Below are 24,200 nucleotides of genomic sequence, written 5' to 3'. Positions count from 1 at the left end.
ATTTTAGCAAACACAAACGTGTTACAGGAACGGAATTAATGAATTCTATGCAATGCTTCGACTTTGCAGAGGGGATCCTTTCAAACTGGAAGAAATTCTTAATACTGCAGAACAAGGCTAGAAATTAGCCTTGTTCTGCATGTCTATTTTTTGGGCTGTGAATAGTAACGCTTTATTTAAAATTATCGCATCAATTCATATCAGAATAAGCAGATAAATTGGGGTGTTTCGGGTGAAGGTTGACGGATTAAAGAAACTCGAACAGTTAAGTAAAAAAGAATTAATAGAACTGGTGAAGGATTTGTCCAAACGATGGTTGGCACATGACGGAATCTGGTTTCAATGCATCGAGAAAAACTATGGTCTTGATGAGGCGGTAAAAATAGATGGAGAATCATGGGATAGGTTTTCAAAGATAGAAGCCGCAAGGATCATGAGATTCCTCGAAATTACACCCAACAGTGGTCTTCCTGCCCTTATGAAAGCTTTGGAACTAAGACCGTATTACTTTTTAAACAAACAGGAAATTGTTGAATTAAGCGAAAACAAAATGATTTTTAGGATGAACACATGTCGAGTTCAATCAACCAGGAGGAGGAAAGGCATGCCGGAATTTCCCTGTAAATCAGTTGGCATTCTTGAATATTCCGGTTTTGCAAAAACTATCGACTCACGCATTAAGACCCGTTGTCTGTCTTGTCCGCCGGACAATCATCCAAATGAATATGTCTGCATGTGGGAGTTTACGATTTGATTAACAAATATAGTGGGTTATAACAAAAGAAGAGGAGCAACCCCGTAAGAAACTGCCCCGCTGTTATGTAACAACTAATAATTCTCGGCAAGCTTTTCAAAATAGGACTTGGGGCAACAATACAGGCACGCCGGACATTTTTCAGGCGCTTTTGTTCCCTCGTGAACATAACCGCAGTTTCTGCATTTCCATTTGATAGCTTCTTCGTTTTTAAATGTTGTTTCTTTCTCGATCTTTTCCAGCATTGCCCGGTAACGTTTCTCATGCTGCTTTTCAGCAACAGCAATAGCCCTGAAGGCCTGCGCAATTTCCGGAAATCCCTCTTCGTCCGCTGCCTGCGCTGCTTCCGGATAAATTTTAGTATGTTCATTATAGATTTCCCGCCTGAGATTCCCCTACAAAAGCTTTAAAAACGTTCTTTTCGGTTTTTGTTCCTTTTAAAGACCTAGCAGCTTTCTCTGCAGGCTATACTTCTTTAAATTCAGATTTCGCAGCCCCGCATACAGGACAAACCCAATCTGGAGGAAGCTTTTCAAACGGCGTGCCGGCCGGTACTCCGTTATCCGGATCACCCATTTCAGGATCATAAGTATACCCACAGACGGAACAGACGAATTGTCCCGCTTTTACCGCCGCTGCTTCCTGAGCCTGGCTTTTTATGTATGTAGGCGCGTTCTGATGCACGCCTCCCTTTTTAACCTGCTGATAATAGGCATACGTCATCGGAATTCCTTCTTTTAAAACCTCTGCCTCAGTAACTTCTCCTATAAAGACTGTATGGGTCAGCGCGTCAATCTCACTGATAACCCTGGCGCTAATATAAGCCAATGTATTATCGGCAAGATATGGTATTCCATTTTGACTTAGCGAATAGTTGAGACCATTAAATTTGTCAGTATCCCTGCCGCTTTTGAAACCAAACTGTCCGATTAATGATAAAGGAGCGTCCTGTGACAGTACTGAAACAACAAATGCTTTGCTTTCCCGGACATATTCATTGGTCAGATTCTTTTTGTTAAGGCTGATTGCAATAGTCACCGGTTCGCTTGAAATCTGAAAAACCGTATTGGCAACCTGGCCGTTCAGCCTGCTTTCTTTCTTTGAAGCAATAACATAAAGTCCATAGCTTAAATTGTACAATGCTTTAGAATCCAACTTATTGCACCTCCTATAATCATGTATGTACCCTCTCGGAAACTCTTTTGAGCCTCCGCTAAAGCCTTTTTTTTACCCCAATTTTTCAGCTTCACCCCCAATATCTGCTATCATGATATTTTGTGATTGATAGAGACATCGGGAGTAATTAAAATATTATATTTAATTAGAGTCCCGGATTAGTGAATTCGGGACTTGACATTTTTTCATCCCCCAAAAATCAAATTGGAGGCATTAATTGCCAGTACAACTAAATAATGGGGGGATGAAATTGCTTGGCAAATGGCGGCCACATTCGGGATACCGGCAGTATGCTTCACGCGAACTTAAGGTGCGCTGGCCGGTATACCTGCAAATCATTGTGCAGCACAAAGACGGCATCAAGAAACTCTGGCTGTTGGATTTAGACGAACTCCGCGGGGAACTTGGCCCCTGTTATGCCTCCACTGGCCGCCCGGCTTAAGAACCAGCCGGAGCTCTTGCGTTCCTTGGTCATGATGGTTAAGTGCCACGAAGAGAGCGTTGATTCGTGGGTGGAAAGACTGCTTAAGCGACGACATCCTGGCGATTATCTGTGGTTTTCTCCCCGGGCAGATCCCTGTACGGAAGAGTTGTCTATACCAAGCCTTAAGTGGGATTTAAGGCTTTTTTCCAAAACACCCCGGAATTCTAAGGCCTGGAAAAAGGTGTACGCCCGGCGTAGCGCCTCGGAACGGACGAACAAGCGCCAGAAGATTGACTACCGGTTGGAAAGGACCAGGGCCCGCAGCAAAAGAAGGATCTTTTGGCGGCTCACCCTGGGGGCGATTAACCAGCACCTGGATGCCTGGGTTAACCAGTCCCGGGTAACGCTGGCCGAGATTATCGGAATCAAACAGGCTGCGTAGTTAAAGCTCCTATGCCTAGATTCTTTCCCGGCAAAAAAATTTGGTTTTTGCCGGGCTGGCTGATTATTGCCTTTTTCCGGTTAGACCTGCCGGCCACCCATAAACCAACGCTATGAAGTTATCAAGGAACGTGTTTTTCAGCTTTTTTGTGTATGTTTGTGGTTTTAATGCTATTTGTTTCCTGCTAGATGCTGCTGGTTATTTTTGGTTTCCGAGACCCTTCCATGTATTGCTTTCTTTTTTAAGATGGTTTCGGATTGCCGGCTTCCAACTTCTTTTTAAGGTCTTTGATTTGCGCTTCAAGCTGAAGGATATAACTCCATTTTTTAATTTGCCAGACAAACACTGAACAAATTGTAATCAGAGATCCTAATAAAGCAGATATAAGTATTATAACTATTTTGGAAACGTTTTGTACCTTCCAGAGGAGAAAGTTAATAGATACACCTTCGGCATTCTGTACAGAAAAGATAAAAATTATTACAGCAAACACAATCGCCATTAAAAAATAAACCTGGTATTTTTTCATGACTTCACCCTGCCATTTATTTCATTATTTTAGCTATGTGCTTTGTAAACAAACTCTATTAAGCCGCTTCTTTCAACAGGTCAGTTAAATAACATGTCAAGGGTGTCAAGGGGACGGTTCTCCTGACAGCAAAGGCATCATTAATCATGTCAAAAGGAACCGTCCCCTTGACAAGCCAAACAGTCTGTCCGACTCGCCTTATAAACTAGGTTGCTTTCAATTAAGTTTAATAGCTCTCTCCAAGAATCTCAAAGTATGCCTGGGGATGTTCGCAGGCAGGACATATCTCCGGCGATGCGGTTCCTTCGTGAATATACCCGCAGTTTCTGCATTTCCACCTGACAACTTCTTCCCTTTTAAAGGTCATTCCCTTTTCTATGTTCTCCAGAAGCTTCAGGTAACGTTTTTCATGCTGTTTCTCCGAAACAGCAACTGCCCTGAAAACCTGCGCTATCTCAGGAAATCCCTCTTCGTCCGCTATACGTGCAAATTCAGGATAAATCTGGCTGTGTTCTTCTTTCTCTCCGCCTGCGGCAGCTTGAAGATTTTCTCCGACAGTCTTGATTTCACCAGCCGGGAAGGAAGCCGTAATTTCAACGTTACCGCCTTCTAAGAATTTAAAGAACCTCTTGGCATGCTCTTTTTCATTGTCTGCGGTTTCAAGAAAGATTGCGGCTATCTGCTCATAACCATTCTTTTTAGCAGCAGATGCAAAGTAGGTATAGCGGTTTCTGGCCTGTGATTCACCGGCAAAAGCCGTTAAAAGATTTCTTTCTGTTTTTGTGCCTTTTAAACTTTTCATCTTGAATACCTCCTCAATGCTAAGTTGTATTTTGTTCCAATTCGAGAATTTCTAGACAGATAATAATTTCTCCCAGCGCTTTACGTGCTCCTGCTCATCAGCACGGTTTTTTTCCAGTACTTTGCGCGTATCTGGATCCCAGTCGATAGTACCAATCAGTTTGTTATAGTGTTTAATAGCTTCTTTTTCTACCCAAATATCCGTCTTTAAAACCCTTTTCATGCCCAGAATGCGTGAAGAACAACCCATGGCTTGTCCGCACAGGGCAAAAAAATATCTCAGTATACTTGGACGAAATCCAAATTCATATAATTTCATCTGAAAATCCTGGACATGTGTCATCTCATTCAACATCGCCGAGATTAGCTGGATATTCTCTTTTGCCGGCTGCTTAGTAATCTGGCTGCGGTATATGTTAACAGCCATCCTTTCAAAGTTATGCAGCGTTATCAGGCCTTTCCGTATAGCCTTGAGCCTTGCCGGGGGATAGCCGCAGCCCCTCACCTGCACATCCCGGTCTTTTACTTCTGTACGTATTATCAGATTATTGTTTGACACTTCAGCTTCCCTCCTGTGGTTATGCTGAAGAACTCCAGAGGCCATGGATGTTGCAGTAAGCCCTTGCCGTAACATTTTTAGAACTGATGGCAAACTCGACCTCTGTTTTCTCTCCCGGTTTCAAAAACTGCCTGTATACTTTACCGTCAGAAAGCAGTTCCACCCATTCAATAAAATGTTTCTCTTCCATTGGATGAGGCTGACTGCCGACTCTTACAATAACTCGACCATCAGTAACTTCTATAACCGGGACATGCTTTTCCAAGGAAGCATCAACCGTATTCTCCTTTAACAGCAGCATAGGTTTGTTACAGCAAACCAGTTCCCCCTTCCCCGAATGAAGAACCTCAACAATGTTCCCGCAAATACTGCACTTGTAAACCTGTTTTTGTTCCGTCATTTTTCATGCCTCCTTTTAAAATTATACTGTAGTTTTTTCCCTTCTTACCTATTATAATAAAGATTTCTCCTTTTACAAACAATATTTTTTAATTCTTAAAATATTTAAATAATAATTGATTTAGCATTCTAGATATTATCCAAAAATTTATTCAGGTCATCCATAAAACTTTTATAAATTTGGCAGTAATCCGTTTCCTCATATTCCACCTGTTTTATAGGAGAGTAATCAAAACTGTAGATAGTCGCCGCTGGAAAAGCAAGTAACATAGGAGAATGTGTGGCTATAATAAATTGTGCTTTACTTCCCTGGCTCATCTCCTTTAATACACCTAGAAGCTCAATCAGCCGTTTTGGCGATAAAGCGTTTTCCGGCTCATCCAACAGGTATAATCCCTTAATCCGGTACCTGTTCTTGAAATAGGCCATATGATATTGGCCATGTGATTTGGTAACCAAAGATTCCCCGCCGAAATACTTTAATATCCCGGGGGGTCAGACCTCGCCCATTCGTCCAATATTTGCGCAAAAGAACGAAATATTTCAGATGAGAAATATGATCCGGGAACAACTTCCTTGTCCCACTCTACAGCAAGATATCTGTATAGCTCTTCGGAAAACCTGTTATTATGAAATTGAGGCCGGTCTTCTTCCTTCCAGATATGAATTTTGCACTTGCGGGCAATAGCCCTGAGTAACGTTGATTTTCCAGTCCCGTTATCTCCTATTAAGAAAGTGCCCGGGCTCTGGAAGGTAATATTTCTTGTATGCTTAAAAGCTTCCAGGTTAAACGGGTATTGCTCAGTTGTTGGAAAATTTTCCGATAAAAATGTTATTCTTTTTAAGTACATATATTCCTTGACAAATATTTCTACAAAGGAATACAAACTCTGACAATAAACAAGGCCCTGTCCGCTATTAAAAGGAACAGGGCCTCATGTAACTCTGGACATCTTTTATTGATTTGGATAAGGAATTTTGAAATCGGGCCTTTTAGTCAACCATGCCTGCCCGGCAAGATATATGAGAGCTCCCATTGCAAAGATAAAAATTAAAAAATTAACGAGCCCCCCCAGAAAAGGCACATAGGAAACAGCCTTAATTAAAACGACACCGGTTAGAGCGGATATCATCAGCGAAGTTTGCGTACTCTTGTTGATTAAGCGCAGGATATATGCACCGAGAAGCAGACCTGCAAAGATCTTGCCAAGAAAAGCTCCGGCTATAATAAACAATCCATAACCGAAAAGTACGGCGCCTCCGGTATATCCTCCTATTACAGTTATAAAAAGCACTACAGCTAAAATTGGGCCGGTTATAAGAACTGCCAAACCGAGCAGCAAGCTTTTCCAGGGCTGGGTTTTAAGAATTTCCGCTCCTTGTATTATGGGACATGGGAAAAAGAGAGTAAAAACTCCCGTGAAGATCAGTAATGAAATCCACCCTATAATTTCTTGTGTGGTCCTGTTTTGAGAGGCCTCTGTCTTCTCAGGAACAACTGGAAGTTGTTTCACACTGCCTCCAATAATCGCACCTTGTTCTATGTCGGCCTGAGCAGAGGACCTGTAAATAAGATCTCCGCCAATCCTGGCGCCTTTTAAGACTGTCACATGTTTAGCATCGATAATAACGTTGCGATCGATCACTCCGGAAATCGTGACTGTATCCGCCGCGCCTCTAAAGTTTCCTGATATTTTTCCGTCTATAAGCATTTTTTCGGCAGCAGCCAGTACATTTCCGCCAGTTACACTTCCCCCTGCAAACGAAAGATATCTTGACGCAACCAGGGCATTCCCGGCTACGTTTCCGTTAACATTAATTGTTTCACCAGCAGCTCTAAGACTCTGATTGATCCGGCCTTCCATGTAAATATTGCGTCCAGCCGCAAAAAGATCCCTTTGCAGGTTTCCCTGTATCCAGATATCATTTCCAGCCGCAAAAAAGTCCCCGCTGATCGTACCCCGCATTGTGATATTGTTCCCTGCCGCAAAGTAGTCGTCATCAATCATTTTATCAGAAGATATTGTTATGGTGTCCTTGTTCTGTGCCGACACGGCGCCAATAAGCCCAAATAAAAGAAGCAGTATCAAAGACGTCAGAAGAATTATTCTTACCTTTATACGCATAATACCCCACTCTTTCTATCTAAAATAGTTGACCTTATTATGCTCCCGGCATGTTTATTATAGTCTGTGATGCCGCCAGGTTCGGTGATGTTGCCCTTTCAGAATAATTATTTTTACTCTTGAATTCGTCATTGGCTTACTCTTCTTTAATTTATTTTCCTTACTATGTTCCTTACTAAGTCAGCTATAGCAGGCGATGCTGTCAGGCCTGGAGATTCAATACCGATTAAATTGATTAATCCGGCTAAATCCTTCTCTTTCTCATGGGAAATTATAAAATCTCTTTGCTTTTGTCCCGGACCCTGCAGTTTCGGCCTAATCCCCGCCATTTCCGGTGTTAGATCTTCTTCTGATAAAAACGGCAGGAATCTTTTCACGTTTTCGTAAAAAAGCATCTTTTTTGATTCGTCAACAGAATAATCTATTGTATCAATATATTTTACACCTGGTCCAAGGCGCATTCTGCCATCAAAATCAATAGTTACGTGAATACCTACACCTGTAAGCCCGATTGGTGGTACAGGATAGACCAGCCTTGTGACCATCTTGCTTTTACTGTCGGCAACCTTAAAATATTCTCCCTTGCAGTAATAAACCTTGTATCCGGATTTAATCGTGTCGATACCGGCCATTTCGGCAATTTCCTGTGCGTACAGACCGGCGCAGTTAATCAGGATCCTGGTTTTAAAATTAAAATTGCCTCCCCCGTCTGAATGGATTACCTGGCTGTTCCTGCTGCTGGTTTCAAGCCCAAAGCTATTATTTTTCTCCAGTAAGTATATATCTCTCCCTAAACCGGCAACGGCGGCGCCGACCGCTAGGCCTACGACGCCGCTTCCGATAATTGTTATATCAACATACTTACTCATGATTTTCCTTTTTAAGAGTCACTGTTTATTTCTTCTTCTTTTACACCGTAGCGCTTTTGCTGACATACCCGCTTTCCTTCACCTTGGCCTGAGCGGCAGCCAGGCGGGCGATGGGCACTCTGAAAGGAGAGCAGCTGACGTAATCCAGGCCTACAAGGTGGCAGAACTCCACCGAGTTAGCTTCGCCGCCGTGCTCGCCGCAGATGCCGATGACGAGTCCGGGCTTGACTGCACGGCCGTCTTCCACACAAATTATCATGAGTTTGCCGACGCCTTTTCTGTCCAATACCACGAACGGGTCGTCGGGCAGGATCTTTTTATCTACATATTCGTGCAGGAATTTACCCTCGGCGTCGTCTCTGGAGAATCCAAAAGTTGTCTGAGTCAGGTCGTTTGTGCCGAAGGAGAAGAAGTCAGCTTCTTCAGCTATTTCAGCCGCGGTAAGGGCTGCCCTGGGCACTTCGATCATTGTGCCGACACTGTATTCAAAGTCAATTCCGGTTTCTTTCTTTACCTGTGCGGCTACGTCGTTTACATCTAGTTTGGTGATTTTAAGTTCGTTGATGTCCCCGACCAGGGGTATTTCAACTTCCGGAATTACATGCACGCCTTCTTTGGTAAGCTGTGCAGTCGCCTGGAAGATTGCCCTGGCCTGCATCTTGTATATCTCGGGGAAGGTTATCCCTAAGCGGCAGCCGCGGTGCCCGAGCATGGGGTTGAATTCATGCAGGGCGCGTACTTTTTTAAGGATTACTTCTTTTGCTTCGATCTCTTTGGGGTCGCCGTTTGTTGCACGAAGTACGGCAATCTCGATGGCCAGTTCTTCGCCGTTGGGCAGGAATTCATGCAGCGGCGGGTCTAAAAGCCGGATGGTTACGGGCAGGTCGTGCATGATCTTGAGGATTTCGTAGAAGTCTCCCTGCTGTACGGGCAGAAGTTTCGCCAGGGCTTTTTCTCTGTCTTCCAGCGTATCGGACATGATCATTTCCTGGACTATGGGTATGCGATCAGGCGCCATGAACATGTGCTCGGTGCGGCACAGGCCGATGCCTTCGGCGCCAAATTCTCTGGCTCTGGTGGAGTCTGTCGGGTTGTCGGCGTTGGCTCTGACACCAATTGTCCGGATCTGGTCGGCCCAGTCGAGGATTTCCTGGAATTCTCCGGTGATCTCGGGGTCGATCATGGGAACTTCGCCTTTCATTACCTGGCCGGCGGCGCCGTCAATGGAGATCAGGTCGCCTTTTTTGATGATGATGTCGGCGTTTTTAACTTTGAATTCCTGGGCGGTGTAGTCGATTGCTAATGATTCGCAGCCGCAGACGCAGGGTTTGCCCATGCCTCTGGCGACTACTGCGGCATGGCTGGTCATTCCGCCGCGGGAGGTGAGGATACCCTGGGCGGCGACGATGCCGTGGATGTCGTCAGGGGTGGTCTCTGTTCTGACAAGGATTACTTTTTCTCCTTCTTTGCCGAGTCTCTCGGCTTCGTCGGCGTCGAAGACTACTTTGCCGCTGGCCGCGCCCGGTGAGGCGGGCAGTCCTTTTGCGATAACATCGAGTTTGGCGCCCGGGTCGATCCGCCGGTGCAAAAGGTTGTCCAGGTGGGCGGGTTCGACTCTTAAGATGCCTTCCTCTTTGGAAATAAGGCCTTCTTTGACCATGTCGACGGCTATTTTCATGGCCGCCTGGGCGGTACGCTTGCCGTTTCTGGTCTGCAGCATGAATAGTTTGCCGCGCTCAATGGTGAATTCGACGTCCTGCATGTCCTGGTAGTGTTTCTCTAAGAGTAAGCAGGTGTCTGCGAATTGTTGGTAGACTGCCGGCATTTCGTCTTTAAGTTTGGAAATCGGCATGGGTGTGCGGATTCCGGCAACGACATCTTCACCCTGGGCATTGATCAGGTATTCACCATAGAGCAGGTTCTCTCCGGTGGAGGGATTTCTGGTGAAGGCTACGCCGGTGGCGCAGTCGTTGCCCAGGTTTCCGAAGGCCATCATTTGGATGTTGACGGCTGTGCCCAGCGTGTCAGGGATTTTGTTGATCTTTCTGTAGACGACTGCCCGGGCGCCGTTCCAGGAGTTGAAGACTGCGTATACTGCCTTGAAGAGCTGCTCCATGGGGTTCTGGGGGAAGAGGGCGCCGGTCTCTTCTTCATAGATTTTTTTATAGCCTGCGATTACTTCACGCCAGTCTTCGGCGGTGAGCAGGTGGTCAAAGGCGACGTCTTTTTTCTTTTTCTGTTCTTCTAGGATGTGTTCGAATTTGTGGTGTTCGATGCCCATGACGACGCCGCCGAACATGTTGACGAATCTGCGGTAGCAGTCCAGGGCGAAACGTTCGTCGTTGGTGCTTTTGGCAAGTTCGGCTACGGTTTTATCGTTCAATCCCAGGTTTAAGACTGTGTCCATCATGCCTGGCATTGAGATTACGGCGCCAGAACGTACGCTTAACAGCAGCGGATTCTTGGGGTCGCCGAATTTCTTGCCGGTGTCTTTTTCTAATACCGCAAGCTGTTCTTTTACCTGGTCTTCCATTCCGGGCGGGAATTTTCTGTCGTAGTCGTAAAATTCGTTGCAGGCTTCGGTGGTAATGGTTATTCCGGGCGGTACGGGCAGCCCTATGTTGGTCATTTCACACAGGTTCGCTCCTTTGCCGCCAAGAAGACTCTTCATGTCTGCACGGCCTTCTCTAAATAGGTAGACGTATCTCTTTGCCATTTCTTTCACCTCTGTAGTATATCTCCAGCACTTTGCTGGCTGTTTCCTCTACTGCCTTATTTGTTACATCTATTACCTTGCAGTTTAATTTTTGCATAATACCCTTGGCATATTCCAGTTCCTTTAAAATTCGCTCCATTCTTGCATAATCGGCGTTGCCGGTTAATTCTAACGCTTTTAATCGTTCCTGGCGGATTTCGTGCAGCTGCTGAGGAAGAATCGTCAATCCAATAACTCTATGCGGCGGCAGTTTAAATATTTCCTCGGGAGGAATAACTTCAGGTGTCAGCGGTACATTAGCGGCCTTAATCCTCTTATGGGCAAGATACGTACATAACGGCGTTTTTGATGTCCGGCTGACCCCTATAATCACTAGATCGGCCTTGAGCAAACCCCGGGAATCTTTCCCATCATCGTTTTGCACAGCAAAATCAATAGCTTCAACTTTACGGAAATAATCTTCGTCAACCTTTCGGACAAGGCCCGGTTCCAATTTTGGAGGCTTGCCCTCTATTTTACCCAAAGCATCCAGCATTGGAGTCATGATATCTACAGTTGGAATGCCGTATTTGAGGGCCTCTGCCTCCAGGATTTCTCTTAAACCAGGCAGAATGAGGGTATATACAATCATACAGGAAAATGCGCTGGCCTCCGCAACAATTTCGGGAATCTCTTCCGGATTGTTTACATAAGGCACTTTTCGAATATTGACTTTTCCGGAATTAAATTGGCTGGCCGCGGCTAATGCTACCAGTTCCGCCGTTTCACCAATTGAATCAGAAATAATATAGATAACCGGCTGGGTTTTTGGCTTCGTACTGATAACTAACCCCTCCCCATTTTTTATTCACCCAGACCTACAAATAAACGAATAATGTTCGTCTTTGAAAAGCGGCCAATTGCCTCCATCCCCTGGGCGCCTTTCCCGTCATCCACCGGCCGAACCAGCGGAATAGCGTCAATCTCGTGCGCAATCAATTTTTTTGCTGCAGCCCAGACGGATTCCTCAGGTTCGACAGTAATTATATTCGGCCAGCGTGTCATTATTACATTCACCGGAAGCTTGTGAATATCCTGGTTCCCCATTGAGCTCTTCAGTAAGTCTTTGCGGGAAATGACCCCCTCCAGGAATCCCCCCTCTTTGACGACAAATAATGTTCCGACATCCTCGGTAAAAATCGTCACTATTGCATCATAGACCGAACAGTGTTCAGGGACGACAACGGGGACTGATTTCACATCCCCTACTTTAATTTGGAATAATTTCTCGGCAATAACCCTGTTTGGAGATTTCCCGCTATAGTAATATCCGACTCTTGGTCTGGCGCCTAAAAGGCCTGTCATTGTCAACACGGCCATATCAGGACGCAAAGTTGCCCTGGTCAGAGAAAGGCGCTCCGCTATCTGCTCACCTGTAATGGGGCTGTTCCTTTTGACTATCTCCAGGATGGCCTCCTGCCGCCGCGTTAATTCCACTTATCTACCCCTAAAACCTAACTTTTTAAGTATCTATCTTGAAAATAACATCCTGAAAACTGATGTTCATTAGGGAGGTCGGCTGCCTGCATGCTCATTTTCGCCTCTTATGCTTGTACGAACTCGTTCACCCTCGGGCTCGGTCAAAACTCGGCGCTTATGCGACTCAAACACTTCCCTCGCTTATCCTCGGGTTCTCTCGTTCTTCGAATAAAGGCTCAAAATCGCACTTAAGACATTGCCCTCCCTTGCTGTTGAATTTTCATCTTACTGATGGCACTGCAGTGTCTATTTAGTAAAATCGTCCAAAAACGATGTTTTATAAGCGAAGCGCCGGTAACAGCTTGTTCAATTATATATTACTTAATATATTACTCTTATCCTTTCAAATTCCTTCTGGTAAAACTTATTCAGAACTAACCAAGTTTACTTAGATCAGCAACTAAAAAAACCAGGTTTACTATATTCTTCAGAAGGCTAAGACGGTTATTCCGTATTTTTTCGTCTTCGGCCATTACCATAACGCCTTCAAAGAAACTGTCCACAGGCTTTCTTAATTGTGTCATAGTCATAACCGCGCTGCGGAAGTCACGTTCTTTTACACTCTGCTCTACCTTCTCCCTGGTATTTATAAAAGCATTGTTCAGGTCGGTTTCTACAGGATGCTGAAACAAAGTTTCGTCTACTTCGGTTAGATTATGTTTCCGGGATATGTTATATGCCCTGTGAAAGGCTACCAAAAGGTCCTGAAAATCCGTCTCTGCGCTTAAGTCCTTTAATGCGGATGCTTTTTGCCAGCTTCCGTACAGATCATCAACACCCACCGAAAGAACGGCTTCACATATATCATAAGAAATTCCTCGATCACTAAAAATATTTCTCAAACGCTGGGTAAAAAATACTTCAAGTTCTTTAAGAACTTCATCCTGCGCTAATTCAAGCTTGGAACTTAACAGATAGCTTTGATAAGCAGCTGCTAGAATATCATGCAGGCAAAATACAAGGGCGTTTTCAAGAACTATGTGGCAAACTCCCAGCGCCTGGCGCCTGAGCCCATAGGGATCCTGGGAGCCCGTAGGCTGAATACCGGCCGCAAAACAACCCACCAGGGTGTCCAGTTTATCTGCGACGGCCAAGATTATTCCGGTCGTTTCTGAAGGGAGTTTGTCGCCCGAAAAACGCGGCAGGTAATGATCGGCAATGGCCAGGGAAACGGTTTCTTTTTCTCCCTGCCGTTTGGCATATTCACAGCCCATTATCCCCTGGAGTTCCGGAAACTCGTAAACTACGTTGGAGGACAAGTCGGCTTTGGCAAGGCGCGAGGCTCTTAAAGTATCTGCGGCAATTTCTTGCTCAACACCCAATGACATGCACAGAAAAAAGCATATTGAGGTTACCCGTTCCATTTTTTCGTAGAGAGTGCCCAGGTTTTCCTGCCAGACAATTCTCTTCAAAGAATCAGCTCGCTCAACAAGAGGAGTCTTTAAATCCTCATTCCAGAAAAAAGCCGCATCAGCCAGCCGTGCTCTCAAAACCCTTTCAAAGCCTGATCGAATGAGATCATTCCCGCCATTATTGGAAACAGCTATAAAACGCGCCAAAAGCGATGAATCCGGGCCGAAGACAGGAAAACAACGCAAGTGATCACGCATTGAGGTAATCAGTACTTCCTGAGGTATCTGTAAGTATTCATTGTTAAAACTTCCTACTATTACAGTGGGGTATTCTACCAAATTAGCAACTTGTTCGAGCAGTTCCGGGTCCGGTTTTGCTTCTCCGCCCTCCTGAGCAGCCAGTTCAGTGATTTTCTCCCAGATTATACTTTGTCTTTGCGACTGATCAATCATTATTTTAGCCTGGTCGATTTTTTCAAAATAATCATCCGGATGTTGAACCATTATCGGGTAGTTGCTGTAAAATCGGTGTCCGTATGTGATATTGCCGGCTATTAGTTCCGCGGTAACAAATGGGATTACCTGTTCTCCATATAGCGCCAGCAGCCAGCGGATTGGCCTGATAAACCGCATCTCTCCCTTTCCCCAACGCATTGACTTTGGAAAATGCAGCGAACTAATTACGTCCGGGCAAATTTCCAACAAAACTTCAGCCGCAGGGCGGCCTGCCTGCTTGTTAACAGCAAAGACATAATCTACCGTCCCTACGGGTTTTATAATTAAATCCTGAAGATCTACACGCTGGCTTTTTGCAAAGCCTTGAGCCGCGCGTGTATATTTCCGGTTCTCATCAAAGGCCACTTTCGCCGCAGGACCTTTTATTTCTTGGACTAACGGCTCCTGAACAGGTTCGAGACCGATAACATGCAGCAATAAACGCCTGGGCGTGCTGTAAGTACGGACTGACAAAAAGGGCAGCCGGTGTACCTTAAATTTTTCTTCCGCCAGATCTTTTAGTTGTTCCAGAGCCGGGTTTATAAAGCGCGCCGGCATTTCTTCCATGCCAATTTCCATGATGAAATCTTTATTCGTTGTCCTCAACCTCCTTTATGCGGCCTAAAAGTGGGTAACCCATCTTTTCGCGTTCCGCTATATAGCCCTGGGCGCATAAACGGGCGATTTCACGTACCCTGTGAATAAAAGCGGTACGTTCTGTAACACTGATGGCGCTGCGGGCATCCAGCAGGTTAAAAGTATGGGAACACTTTAAAACGCAATCGTAGGCCGGCAGAATGAGCCCCTTTTCGGCCACCCGTTTGGCTTCCTGCTCATACATTTCAAAAAGCTTGAAAAGCATCTCAATATTTGCTTCCTCAAAGTTATATATTGAATGCTCAACTTCACCCCTGTGGTGAACATCCCCGTATGTAATCCCGTCAACCCATTTAATATCAAAAACGCTTTCCACCTGTTGAATATACATGGCCAGCCGCTCCAACCCATATGTTATTTCCGATGCAACAGGCCTGCACTCGAACCCTCCGCACTGCTGAAAATATGTAAATTGGGTTATCTCCATCCCATCCAGCCAGACTTCCCATCCCAACCCCCAGGCTCCTAATGTAGGCGACTCCCAGTTGTCCTCGACGAACCTGACGTCGTGCCGGTCTGTATCGATTCCAATCGACTTCAGGCTTTCCAGGTAAATATCCACCACGTTAATGGGTGAAGGTTTTAAAATCACCTGGTACTGGTAATAATGCTGAAGGCGGTTTGGGTTTTCTCCGTACCTGCCGTCGGTTGGCCTTCTTGATGGTTCCACATAGGCGACGTTCCAGGGCTCAGGGCCCAGTACACGTAAAAAGGTGGCAGGATTCATGGTTCCCGCTCCTTTTTCCACATCGTAAGCCTGTTGGATTATGCAGTTCCTGCTCGACCAAAAATCATTTAGGGTCATAATTAAATCCTGAAAATTCAACCTTTTTCCCTCCACAAATTTAAACCTCCCGCATTATACTGCATGTTACAAGGCGGAAGGCAAATATTTTCTTGAAAAACTATTTAATCCCATAATTAACTCATAATTTATCAGACTTGAAGAAAAAAGTCAATTATTTTAGGAATAATTAGAGTTTGAGGTTATACCGGTTGTTTTTGTTTCTGAGTTTTTCAATAAACATTTCTGTCGCGCACCGGTAGCCAAGGTGATATTCGAGATGGAGCTTAAGCACGTAATACAACTCCTCGCGTGTTCTAGAATCGACTTTTAACTGCCCCAGTTTAGGAAGTTCCCAGGCAAGCATAAGCTTGATTGTCTCCAGTGTTCCCCTGTGGCACCTAATCATCTGATTCTCTCTATTGTCTCTTGCGCAATCTGCGCAAAGGAATCCTCCCGCTAGAGGAGAAAAGGCCAGCGCCTTACCGGTTAAATCTTTACGGCATTTAGCGCAAAGATCCAATACCGGTTTATAGCCCACCAGGGTGATCAGCTTTAATGCAAACGCACGGGCAATGATTTCAGGATCACCCCTACCCAACTGTCTCAGAGCTTCCGCCAAAACCGCAAACAATACCTGATTAGCTTCCCCCTCAACAGTTGAATTCTCGATAAGTTCGACAGCGTAACTGGCATAACAAATTCTGTCCATCCTCAGAAACAGTTCGGGGAAAGACTCCAGTTCCTCGCACTGGCGAACGGAATCCAGATATCTACCCTTATGGATTAGAAATCGCGTCAGGGTGAGCGGTTGTACTGCGCCTCTTTTCCTGCTTGTTATCTTACGCGATCCATGGGCCATTACTTTTAACTTTCCGTATTCCAAAGAAAACAAAACGAGAAGTTGATCGGTATCGCCCCTGCTGAGGTTTCTTAGAACCAAAGCGTCTGTTTTGTATAGTTTCATTGTTTCCACCATATCTTGTTACTCATCAAACCATGTCTTAACTCAAATAAATAAGAATCTTTATCTTTTAGTTTGTTTGCAATCTTTAGCATTTTTTCCTTGTCGAAATCCATTTTAAAACCTTCTTTCTTGTTAAAAATAATACTATCAAAATAATCGAGGAAGAGGAATACAGGGACGGTGCTTCTGAAGAGTCCAATTAGGAATACAAGGGACATTTTTGTGTACTTTTTTCGATAAGCGAGGTTCGGCCTGTACTAGAACCACAGTAATCCAGAACTGTCCCTCAAAGGGGGTTATCAACAGTGAACGATTTGCGAAGCGCCGGTAACAGCAGTCGGCGAAGCGAGGGTAACCGGACAGCGGTGCGAAACCAGCGGCGCTCTATAGCTGATAGAAAACAGTCTTAATGCCAAAGTTAAAAGAACAATGATGAGAGTTTTTTTATATGCCGCCTTTGCAGCAACCGCTAGTCCGGTCCGAAGCAAGCTGCGCTGCTGTCGAAGCGGAGCATTGAAGTGAGCGGTGATATATGCCGTGCCTATCGGATTAACCGTATGAAGAACTTATTTTCAGGATAGACATCCATGCCGCTAAAGCGGTGCCATCAGGAGGATGAAAATGGCATCATAAAGGAAGGGCAATGTCTTAAGTGTGATTTTGAGCCTTCATTCAAAGAACGAGAGAATCCGAGGGTAAGCGAGGAAAATGTTTGAGGCGCATAAGCGCTGAGTTTTGACCGAGCCGGAGGTTGAACGAGTTCGTACAAGTATAATAGGCGAACATGAGCACGTAGACAGTTGACCTCCCTGATGCCAAGTTGACTTCAAGTAATTTTCAGGATAGTTCAACATGCCGCCAGCGGCGCCACGAATTATGAAAACTGAGCTTTTAGAGAATAATTCCAGGATAGAGTATAAAAAGTGATGTAGTTAAGTAGCCTCCTTAATAAGTCAATTATCAAAATAAGTCAAGCCTGACCCCTATTTTAGCTTATGACCCCTATTTTAGCTTATGACCCCTATTTTAGCATAATCATCAGCCAATACATTATTTACAACCCTTTGTATACTATGGGCAGCAGCAAAAGCCCGCAAACCCGCATTCTTAAAATGAAAATTCCTATACGCTCAAGTTATGGACATTTAATACCGTCTATTTCTGGACATTATGTTCTGGCAGTAACAGGAATAGGATTCTTTCTTAGCCATATATTTAAATATGACTAAAAACTGAAGGTGATGTGTATTATGGCTGGTCAAAGGTTCACGCAGATAACAAATTTTTGGAGTGACGTTTTAGAAAAGGACGGCAGACAGTTCTCACGCGTAACAATTGAATCAACTCATCCCCTTTCATATCAACTCAACTCCAGCGGCGTAAATGTCAAAATGCTTATCAGGAAGGCGCGGGCAAATATAGATTATTCAAGGACAGAAGTCTACGACGGCCTGATTAACGAGTTTATCGTAGAGCAAAACGAAGCTGAAAACGTCACGGCGGAAATCTTTCTAGATTACGAAACTCCTTTTACAGTTGACTTCTCCGAAGGTATTCCCGCGCGTACTTTTATTGCTCTTGATCGAAAATGCCTCTATGATATTTTCTCCCCCTTGAAAATAGTAATTGATCCGGGTCATGGCGGCGATGATAAGGGCGGCTTCGGCCCTGTTGATCTGCTGGAAAAGAATGTAGCGCTGCTCCTGGCCGAGCAGACAAAACTACACCTTGATAAATACGGGGCGCAAACAATGCTTACCAGGAAAAACGATCAGAACATACCGCTAAGAAAGCGGTTCAACCTTGCACTAAGCAATAAAGCGGATCTTTTTATAAGCCTTCATACCAATTACGATAAGAATCCGGAAGTCGAAGGACTTTCTGTCGGATACAACCCGGCTGCAGCCGGCAGTGAAAAGTTGGCCGGATTGATAGCAAAGGAGGTTGCCAGAAAAATAAAACGTGATATCCGTGAAATAAAAAGGGACAGTAAGTTAACAGCGCTGAAAAAAATTCCGGGAGTTGTCGTAGAACCGGTTACAATTTCAAATTATGTAGAGGAAGGTCTTTTGAGAAATCCTTACTTATACGAGAAAGTAGCATTTGGAATCTTCAACGGTATTAAAGAACTATTTGATGGATAAGTTTTTAGTTGCGGGAAAAAATAACTCACGGCCCCATCTTTGGGGTACTTCTAATTTGCTTGGTGAAGTAATTGAAGCGATTGCGATTGCTAACAACTCTTCTGGTAATTGGTATTACATGCCAAATTTGGCCATCATGCGTGTTAGGAAGCACAAGAAGCTACTGCAACTGCACTAGTTACCCTATTAAGAAATCTCAGGACATGCCCGTATTGAATGAAAATATTTTAAGTGATAATCCTGACCCTTCTCCTTACTATGATGTTTGCCTGTTAATTGATACCTTTAATTTATCCCTGACAGTATTTTCTAAAGGGGAACCGGTTCGAAAATATCCTGTGGCTGTTGGCAAACCAAGTTCGGAAACACCTGTCGGTGTATGGGAAGTTGTCGATAAGTCAGATCTGCCGGGCGCCGGGACAGGCGCCCGCTGGATGCGTTTAAATATACCCTGCGGAAATTTTGGTGTTCATGGAACAAATAATCCTTCCTCCATAGGAACATACGCCAGCGGCGGGTGTGTCCGCCTGCATAATCTTCATGTTGAAGAAATATATCCCTGGGTTACTGTCGGAACACGTGTAATAATTGCCGGCAACCCGTTCGGACGCTTTGGAGAAGATTATCCCCTCCTGAACCAGGGCAGCTGCGGTTCTGCCGTTCAAGCTGTCCAATACACATTAAAGCGTCTCGGTTTTTACAGGAACGAAGCAGATGGAATTTTCGGACCCGGCACTGCCCGGGCTGTAAAAGACTTCAGACTAAAAAAAGTCCTGGCAGAAGGTTCGCATGTGGACGAGGAAATTTATCATCTCCTGGGCCTTTGAATACTACCCTTCCTTCCGGCTTCATATACTTTGCTATAGACAAGTAAATTTTCCATATACGCTCGGCGGGTGAATTAAAATCGACAGGTTGTTATTAATCTGTATATTAACAGCAATCATTCATTTAACTGATACGTTAGCATATGCGGTGCGTCTTTCAGGAGTTTCCACCAAAAGACTTGCCACAGCCTTTTCCTTGTTCCAAATCGTCTCTTTGCTGGCCAGCACTGCAAACCTTGTCCAGGCGCCACTGCTTTCTTCAATTGTCGAGCAAACTATTAACAACGCAATGAAAGATACTCTTGCTGTCAGCCAGGGTCTAGTTCAAGATCCCTATTACAGACAACAGCTTGCTGTACTAAATTACCAAATCAGACTTGTAATCTTTTCAGCCACCGCCGGCACTCTGGTGGGCGTCTTTTTCACCCCTATATTCTCTTTTGTTTTTAACAGGGTTATTTACATGTTTGAAGAAACAGGTTCTGTGATCAGGCTCGTCATAATGCTTCTTTCCCCCCGGCGTTTGATCTTGCTTTTATTTCAAAGTTTTTCATTCCTGCCCAAGCCGAAATTATATCGACGGACTATTCCGCTTGCATTCCTTATTGCCAACATAATTGTCATTTCGGTTTGGACAACGGGCGTGCTTTCCTCTCTTTATGCCGGCGCCTTGCTGCCAAACTACAGGTCTACGGCAAGCCTGCTGTCCGGTGTTGTCAACGGTATAGCGACAATACTTTCAGCAATAATTATTAACCCTACGGCGGCTGTAATAACGGATCATGCTCTAGGAAACGAGCAGAAGGAAGAAATCAAACAAATGGTTTATTATCTGTGCTTAACCAGAATCATGGGAACCATCCTCGCCCAAATCATTTTTATCCCTTCAGCCCTTCTTGTTAAATGGGTAACCATCCTTATCGTAGGCCTTTAAAACCGAAAAACTAAAAAACTGAAAAAAGCGTACAGGCGCCCTTTTCTATTACAGCTCATACCCTGTAATGAAAAGAACACCAAGGACTGGTGATGGCTGCCTTGAATTTTTCCTCCATTCCCATTAAAACTCACGTCGTAACTGAAAAAGACGATATCGTTGAACTGACCCGAAAATATACCGAAGGAATTGCTTTCCCGGGGGATATCATCGCTGTAGCGGAAAGCGTAGCTGCAATTACTCAAGGCCGTGCGGTCCTTTCTGAAAAAATCCGCCCGGGCTTGATTGCTAAATTCGTCAGCCGTTTCCCTGCCAAACATGGCAGTCTGGCTACTCCGACCGCAATGCAGCTTGCTATCCGGGAAGTAGGCATCTTTAAAATCATACTTGGCTGCGCTGCATCTATCTTCGGCCGTTTGATAGGAGCAAAGGGATACTTTTATATCGTGGCGGGCCGTGAACTTGCTTTAATTGATGATATAGCAGGCACAATGTGGCCTTATGAGAAGCACATTATTCTCGGACCTAAAGAGCCGGAAAAAATTGTCCGTTCAATCCTTGAGGCAACGGGTGTGGACGCGGTTATTGCTGATGTCAATGACATCAAATGCGTCGATATACTGGCCGCAACCAGCCAGGATAGTGAAAGGACAGCAAAAGAAGCCCTGATCGATAACCCTTTTGGCAATGACGATCAACAAACCCCGATAGTTGTAATTAAGCGGTAAATATCTTAAGGAGTGGATTACTTGCTACCAACACCAACCGTTTTTAAACTGGTCGCGGGAACGGGAGAAAGCATAAGTCCCCTGAACGCCTTTGATCAAGCCCTGCTGGAGGCAGGCGCCGGCAACGTGAACCTTTTAAAAGTAAGCAGTATTTTACCACCCGGCGCAGTCTATGACGAAACAATTTCTTTGCCGCCGGGCTCGCTTGTTCCCATCGCTTACGGTACACTGACATCATCAAAACCGGGTGATACTATCACTGCAGCAGTAGGAGTCGGCATTCCCGAGGGCGGTTTCGGAGTAATCATGGAATACTCCGGTCACGTTTCGAAAAAGGAAGCGGAAGATATAATCACGGGGATGGTGAAAGAGGCTTTTCAAACCAGAAACCTTAAATTAACAAAATGCCTGGTCAAAGCTATTGAACATCAGGTTATCGAAACTGGATCAGTCTTTGCCGGTGTTATTCTCTGGTATGACTAATCCGGAATCATCCTCCGGGCCTCCAACCAGACGTATCGGATAGCCGCAGCGGCGGCATTTTTTTTCGTTTAATCCTGTTATCCTCACGGTATAAGCATAACGCTCAATTATTTTAAACTTGCACTGCGGACAGTATGTGTTCCCCGCGTTCAGCTGCGGCGCGTTGCCAACATATACGTAATCTAGTTTCTCTTTAGCCAGTTCCCACGCTTTTTGCAGGGCCTGAATTGGTGTGGCCGGTTGGTCCATTTTGTAGTTCGGAAAGTACCGGGAAAAGTGCAATGGTATTTCGCGGTCAAGGCCGGCGGTCCAGGAAACCAATCCATTGATGTCTTCTAAAGAATCATTCAATCCCGGAACAAGCAATGTGGTCAGCTCAACATGACATTTATCAAACGCTTCCTCGACCGTGCGTACCACAGGTCCAAGTTTTCCGCTGCAGACGGATCGGTAATATTCGTCAGTAAAACCCTTGACGTCTATATTCATGGCATCGATGTACGGAAGAATTTGCTGAAGAGGTTCTTTGTTAATATAGCCGTTGGTAACCAACACATTCTTTATGCCCTGTTCACTGGCTGTCTGCGCAGTCTCCAGGACAAACTCAAACCATGTAAAAGGCTCTGAGTAAGTGTACGCTATCCCGATGCAGGAGCGGCCCTTTTGCCTGTATTGATTGACAAGGTCCACCGCTTTCCGGGGAGAGATCTCCTCTGTATGATATCCTTCATCAGCACGCGCAATTGTCCAATTCTGGCAAAACTTGCAGTGCAAATTGCAGCCTATCGTGCCCATTGACAAAATGTTTGCGCCGGGATAAAAGTGGTAAAACGGTTTTTTCTCAATCGGATCCATCGCAATCGATGAACAGCGGCCATAATTCAAAGCAAATAATGTTCCGTCTATATTTTTTCTTGTCCTGCAAAAACCGGTACGCCCCGGCCCGATATTACATACCCTGGGACATAACGTGCAGGTTACATATTTGTCCTCTTTCTTCTCGTAGAAAAGAGCTTCGTTGACCAAGCTCTCACCCCTGGCTGTTATTTGTATCTTTCAACTTTAAATCTTTCCAGTTGTACAGGTTCGTCCGGACCTATACCGGCTTTTTGTTTGGCAATGGAGACCTGCTCATCGACAGTGTCTACACCTTCTAAATCGGGCAGGAGCAATCCGGAACGCCTTCCGGAACGTACTATGACACCGTAATTCTTAGGGTCCAATTCCTCAAGGCTGTTTACAGCCTCCGGTGGCCCAAGCACATCAACAGAATAACTTAAGTCAGCCAGTTCTCCCCTATCGACAGGATAAAAACGCGGATCGTGTGTTGCCGCGCTGATTGCGTTATGAACAACCTCTGCAACAACATTTTTATATTGCCCTGTTATAGTCCCTATACAACCTCTTAAGTTACCATGTTTTTTTAAGGAAACAAATGCTCCCGCTTTACCTGCAAACTGCGGCGGAATATCCTTGTCTTCCGGAATTTGCAGCTTTCCCGTTGCTAAATAGTTTTCCAGGGTTTGACGGGCTATCCTGACTAGATAGCTTTCTTCTCCGCGCTCTTTATTTTGTTCAAGAAACTTATCCATAATACGGTTTTCTGGTTTTGGTTCCCCGGGTGTCAAAACAGCAACCATATACCCGACCCCAAAAGGACCCTCATATGATAAAACTTCCCCTTTTACAGACAAACCATCAAAGGATCCCGACATCATTTGAATTGATCTGAGACCGCATTCCCCTGCTTTCTCCGCTAATTCCTCATCGATATGGAGAATCTCTTCAAACTGTGCTTTGCTGACCAGTTCGACCATTTTGAGGTCGAATTCCTTTCCTTTCGGATCGAAACCAGCCGGAGCCTTCCTTGTCAAACGGTGTGAGAGATCCCCGCTTGCCAGCACAGCCACCTTCTTCCCCAATTTGGACGCCGATCTGCTGACAGCGGCGCCGAATTTATATAGCTGTTCCCCGGGCAGCAACCCCATCGACACAGCAACCAAAGGAAGACTGGCCCCGGCTTGAAGAATAAAATAAAGCGGAACGGTCATCCCATGATCGAGGTTAAGGTTTATATGATACTTTCGCGCAAATTCTTCATCCATCTCATACACAGGTATCTCCAGGAGCGCAGACTGGCAAACGATCTCTTTCGCTATTTTAAGATCATTATCCAAATCAAAACTCACGCCTGCTGCGCCAAATTGTCCAAGGTTGCCTTTTAAGCGGGGAGAAACATTCAAGGCAATAAAATCACGAAATAAGGGCGCGTGGGGAGAGATTATCACTAAGACCTCAGCGCCGCTTTCTATAATTCTTTTGCCCAATTCAAGCATGGCTGTCTGTGAGGACTTTACTTCAGCAGCGCCCTCCCTTCCCACTTCGGGTACCATTATAGGTGGATGGGGACAAATACCGCCAAAAACAACAGTCATTTAAAACCCCCCTTAGCCAAATTCACTTAACTAAGTAAACAAGCCCCAGTAAACAAAATACAGTCCCAGACAGATCAGAAA

The 24,200-nt window shown here is 45.0% G+C and carries 27 protein-coding genes and 1 pseudogene; 9 read left to right on the top strand and 19 right to left on the bottom strand.

What is annotated here, in order from left to right:
• Nucleotides 1-217: 217 nt before the first annotated feature.
• Complete coding sequence (locus DEH07_05695) at nt 218-754, top strand: hypothetical protein (GenBank protein HBY04032.1); 537 nt, start codon at nt 218-220, stop codon at nt 752-754.
• A gap of 74 nt (nt 755-828) precedes the next feature.
• Here DEH07_05695 and DEH07_05690 read toward each other — a convergent pair whose 3' ends face one another.
• Nucleotides 829-1,110 carry a hypothetical protein gene (locus DEH07_05690; protein HBY04031.1) on the bottom strand — a complete coding sequence of 94 codons (282 nt, stop codon included), beginning with the start codon at nt 1,108-1,110 and terminating at the stop codon, nt 829-831.
• A gap of 109 nt (nt 1,111-1,219) precedes the next feature.
• Nucleotides 1,220-1,909: a High molecular weight rubredoxin gene (locus DEH07_05685; protein HBY04030.1), complete on the bottom strand. Its 690-nt coding sequence runs from the start codon at nt 1,907-1,909 to the stop codon at nt 1,220-1,222.
• Nucleotides 1,910-2,174: 265 nt separating this feature from the next.
• Between DEH07_05685 and DEH07_05680 the strand changes: the two genes are divergently transcribed.
• Entirely contained in the window at nt 2,175-2,372 is a 198-nt protein-coding gene (locus tag DEH07_05680; protein HBY04029.1) for a hypothetical protein, read from the top strand.
• Nucleotides 2,373-2,397: 25 nt separating this feature from the next.
• On the top strand, nt 2,398-2,796 hold the full coding sequence (locus tag DEH07_05675) for a hypothetical protein (protein ID HBY04028.1): 399 nt from the start codon (nt 2,398-2,400) through the stop codon (nt 2,794-2,796).
• A gap of 241 nt (nt 2,797-3,037) precedes the next feature.
• Here DEH07_05675 and DEH07_05670 read toward each other — a convergent pair whose 3' ends face one another.
• The 15 genes and pseudogenes from DEH07_05670 to DEH07_05600 all read right to left on the bottom strand — a co-directional run bounded on the left by DEH07_05670 (nt 3,038) and on the right by DEH07_05600 (nt 17,056).
• Complete coding sequence (locus DEH07_05670) at nt 3,038-3,325, bottom strand: DUF1049 domain-containing protein (GenBank protein ID HBY04027.1); 288 nt, start codon at nt 3,323-3,325, stop codon at nt 3,038-3,040.
• 226 nt (nt 3,326-3,551) lie between these two features.
• Nucleotides 3,552-4,127 (bottom strand): rubrerythrin family protein, encoded by a 576-nt coding sequence (locus DEH07_05665; GenBank protein HBY04026.1) that lies wholly within the window; start codon nt 4,125-4,127, stop codon nt 3,552-3,554.
• 51 nt (nt 4,128-4,178) lie between these two features.
• Nucleotides 4,179-4,553 carry a hypothetical protein gene (locus tag DEH07_05660; GenBank protein HBY04025.1) on the bottom strand — a complete coding sequence of 125 codons (375 nt, stop codon included), beginning with the start codon at nt 4,551-4,553 and terminating at the stop codon, nt 4,179-4,181.
• A 151-nt stretch (nt 4,554-4,704) separates the two neighbouring features.
• Nucleotides 4,705-5,085 (bottom strand): desulfoferrodoxin, encoded by a 381-nt coding sequence (locus tag DEH07_05655; protein ID HBY04024.1) that lies wholly within the window; start codon nt 5,083-5,085, stop codon nt 4,705-4,707.
• A gap of 128 nt (nt 5,086-5,213) precedes the next feature.
• A pseudogene (locus DEH07_05650) lies at nt 5,214-5,935 on the bottom strand (AAA family ATPase).
• 105 nt (nt 5,936-6,040) lie between these two features.
• A complete protein-coding gene (locus tag DEH07_05645) occupies nt 6,041-7,210 on the bottom strand; it encodes a hypothetical protein (GenBank protein HBY04023.1) in 1,170 nt (389 codons plus the stop codon).
• A gap of 146 nt (nt 7,211-7,356) precedes the next feature.
• Entirely contained in the window at nt 7,357-8,079 is a 723-nt protein-coding gene (locus DEH07_05640) for a hypothetical protein (protein HBY04022.1), read from the bottom strand.
• Between the two features lie 40 nt (nt 8,080-8,119).
• Nucleotides 8,120-10,795, bottom strand: a complete 2,676-nt coding sequence (locus tag DEH07_05635; GenBank protein HBY04021.1) for a pyruvate, phosphate dikinase — start codon at nt 10,793-10,795, stop codon at nt 8,120-8,122.
• Entirely contained in the window at nt 10,767-11,618 is an 852-nt protein-coding gene (locus tag DEH07_05630) for a phosphoenolpyruvate synthase regulatory protein (protein HBY04020.1), read from the bottom strand. Before DEH07_05630 ends, DEH07_05635 begins: the two co-directional genes overlap by 29 nt.
• Nucleotides 11,619-11,638: 20 nt before the next feature.
• Nucleotides 11,639-12,271 carry a transcriptional regulator gene (locus DEH07_05625; GenBank protein HBY04019.1) on the bottom strand — a complete coding sequence of 211 codons (633 nt, stop codon included), beginning with the start codon at nt 12,269-12,271 and terminating at the stop codon, nt 11,639-11,641.
• A gap of 416 nt (nt 12,272-12,687) precedes the next feature.
• A complete protein-coding gene (locus DEH07_05620) occupies nt 12,688-14,739 on the bottom strand; it encodes a glycine--tRNA ligase subunit beta (protein ID HBY04018.1) in 2,052 nt (683 codons plus the stop codon).
• A gap of 10 nt (nt 14,740-14,749) precedes the next feature.
• Nucleotides 14,750-15,643, bottom strand: a complete 894-nt coding sequence (gene glyQ / locus DEH07_05615) for a glycine--tRNA ligase subunit alpha (GenBank protein HBY04017.1) — start codon at nt 15,641-15,643, stop codon at nt 14,750-14,752.
• 148 nt (nt 15,644-15,791) lie between these two features.
• Nucleotides 15,792-16,580: a DNA repair protein RecO gene (recO, locus tag DEH07_05610; protein HBY04016.1), complete on the bottom strand. Its 789-nt coding sequence runs from the start codon at nt 16,578-16,580 to the stop codon at nt 15,792-15,794.
• A complete protein-coding gene (locus DEH07_05605; protein ID HBY04015.1) occupies nt 16,565-16,786 on the bottom strand; it encodes a hypothetical protein in 222 nt (73 codons plus the stop codon). Before DEH07_05605 ends, recO begins: the two co-directional genes overlap by 16 nt.
• An 81-nt stretch (nt 16,787-16,867) precedes the next feature.
• Nucleotides 16,868-17,056: a hypothetical protein gene (locus tag DEH07_05600; GenBank protein ID HBY04014.1), complete on the bottom strand. Its 189-nt coding sequence runs from the start codon at nt 17,054-17,056 to the stop codon at nt 16,868-16,870.
• A gap of 753 nt (nt 17,057-17,809) precedes the next feature.
• Here DEH07_05600 and DEH07_05595 point away from each other — a divergent pair.
• The 6 genes from DEH07_05595 to DEH07_05570 all read left to right on the top strand — a co-directional run bounded on the left by DEH07_05595 (nt 17,810) and on the right by DEH07_05570 (nt 21,684).
• Entirely contained in the window at nt 17,810-18,712 is a 903-nt protein-coding gene (locus DEH07_05595; GenBank protein HBY04013.1) for a hypothetical protein, read from the top strand.
• Entirely contained in the window at nt 18,705-18,890 is a 186-nt protein-coding gene (locus tag DEH07_05590) for a hypothetical protein (GenBank protein HBY04012.1), read from the top strand. The genes DEH07_05595 and DEH07_05590 overlap by 8 nt, the downstream gene beginning before the upstream one ends.
• 25 nt (nt 18,891-18,915) lie before the next feature.
• Nucleotides 18,916-19,539 (top strand): hypothetical protein, encoded by a 624-nt coding sequence (locus tag DEH07_05585; protein ID HBY04011.1) that lies wholly within the window; start codon nt 18,916-18,918, stop codon nt 19,537-19,539.
• A gap of 79 nt (nt 19,540-19,618) precedes the next feature.
• Complete coding sequence (locus DEH07_05580) at nt 19,619-20,473, top strand: DUF2837 domain-containing protein (protein HBY04010.1); 855 nt, start codon at nt 19,619-19,621, stop codon at nt 20,471-20,473.
• A 92-nt stretch (nt 20,474-20,565) separates the two neighbouring features.
• Nucleotides 20,566-21,201, top strand: a complete 636-nt coding sequence (locus DEH07_05575) for a F420-0:Gamma-glutamyl ligase (protein ID HBY04009.1) — start codon at nt 20,566-20,568, stop codon at nt 21,199-21,201.
• A gap of 21 nt (nt 21,202-21,222) precedes the next feature.
• The gene (locus DEH07_05570) at nt 21,223-21,684 is read left to right on the top strand and encodes an arginine decarboxylase, pyruvoyl-dependent (protein HBY04008.1); all 462 of its coding nucleotides are present in this window, start codon (nt 21,223-21,225) and stop codon (nt 21,682-21,684) included.
• On the opposite strand, the gene amrS is transcribed toward DEH07_05570, so the two are convergent.
• Nucleotides 21,649-22,710: an AmmeMemoRadiSam system radical SAM enzyme gene (gene amrS, locus DEH07_05565; protein ID HBY04007.1), complete on the bottom strand. Its 1,062-nt coding sequence runs from the start codon at nt 22,708-22,710 to the stop codon at nt 21,649-21,651. The two genes, DEH07_05570 and amrS, sit on opposite strands and share 36 nt — an antisense overlap.
• 17 nt (nt 22,711-22,727) lie before the next feature.
• Nucleotides 22,728-24,119: an AMMECR1 domain-containing protein gene (locus DEH07_05560; GenBank protein HBY04006.1), complete on the bottom strand. Its 1,392-nt coding sequence runs from the start codon at nt 24,117-24,119 to the stop codon at nt 22,728-22,730.
• Nucleotides 24,120-24,200 lie beyond the last annotated feature (81 nt).

This window comes from Desulfotomaculum sp. (genome assembly GCA_003513005.1).
GTDB lineage: Bacteria > Bacillota > Desulfotomaculia > Desulfotomaculales > Nap2-2B > 46-80.
The sequence above is the reverse complement of the archived record's forward strand: the minus strand, read 5'-3'. Positions and strand labels throughout refer to the sequence as shown.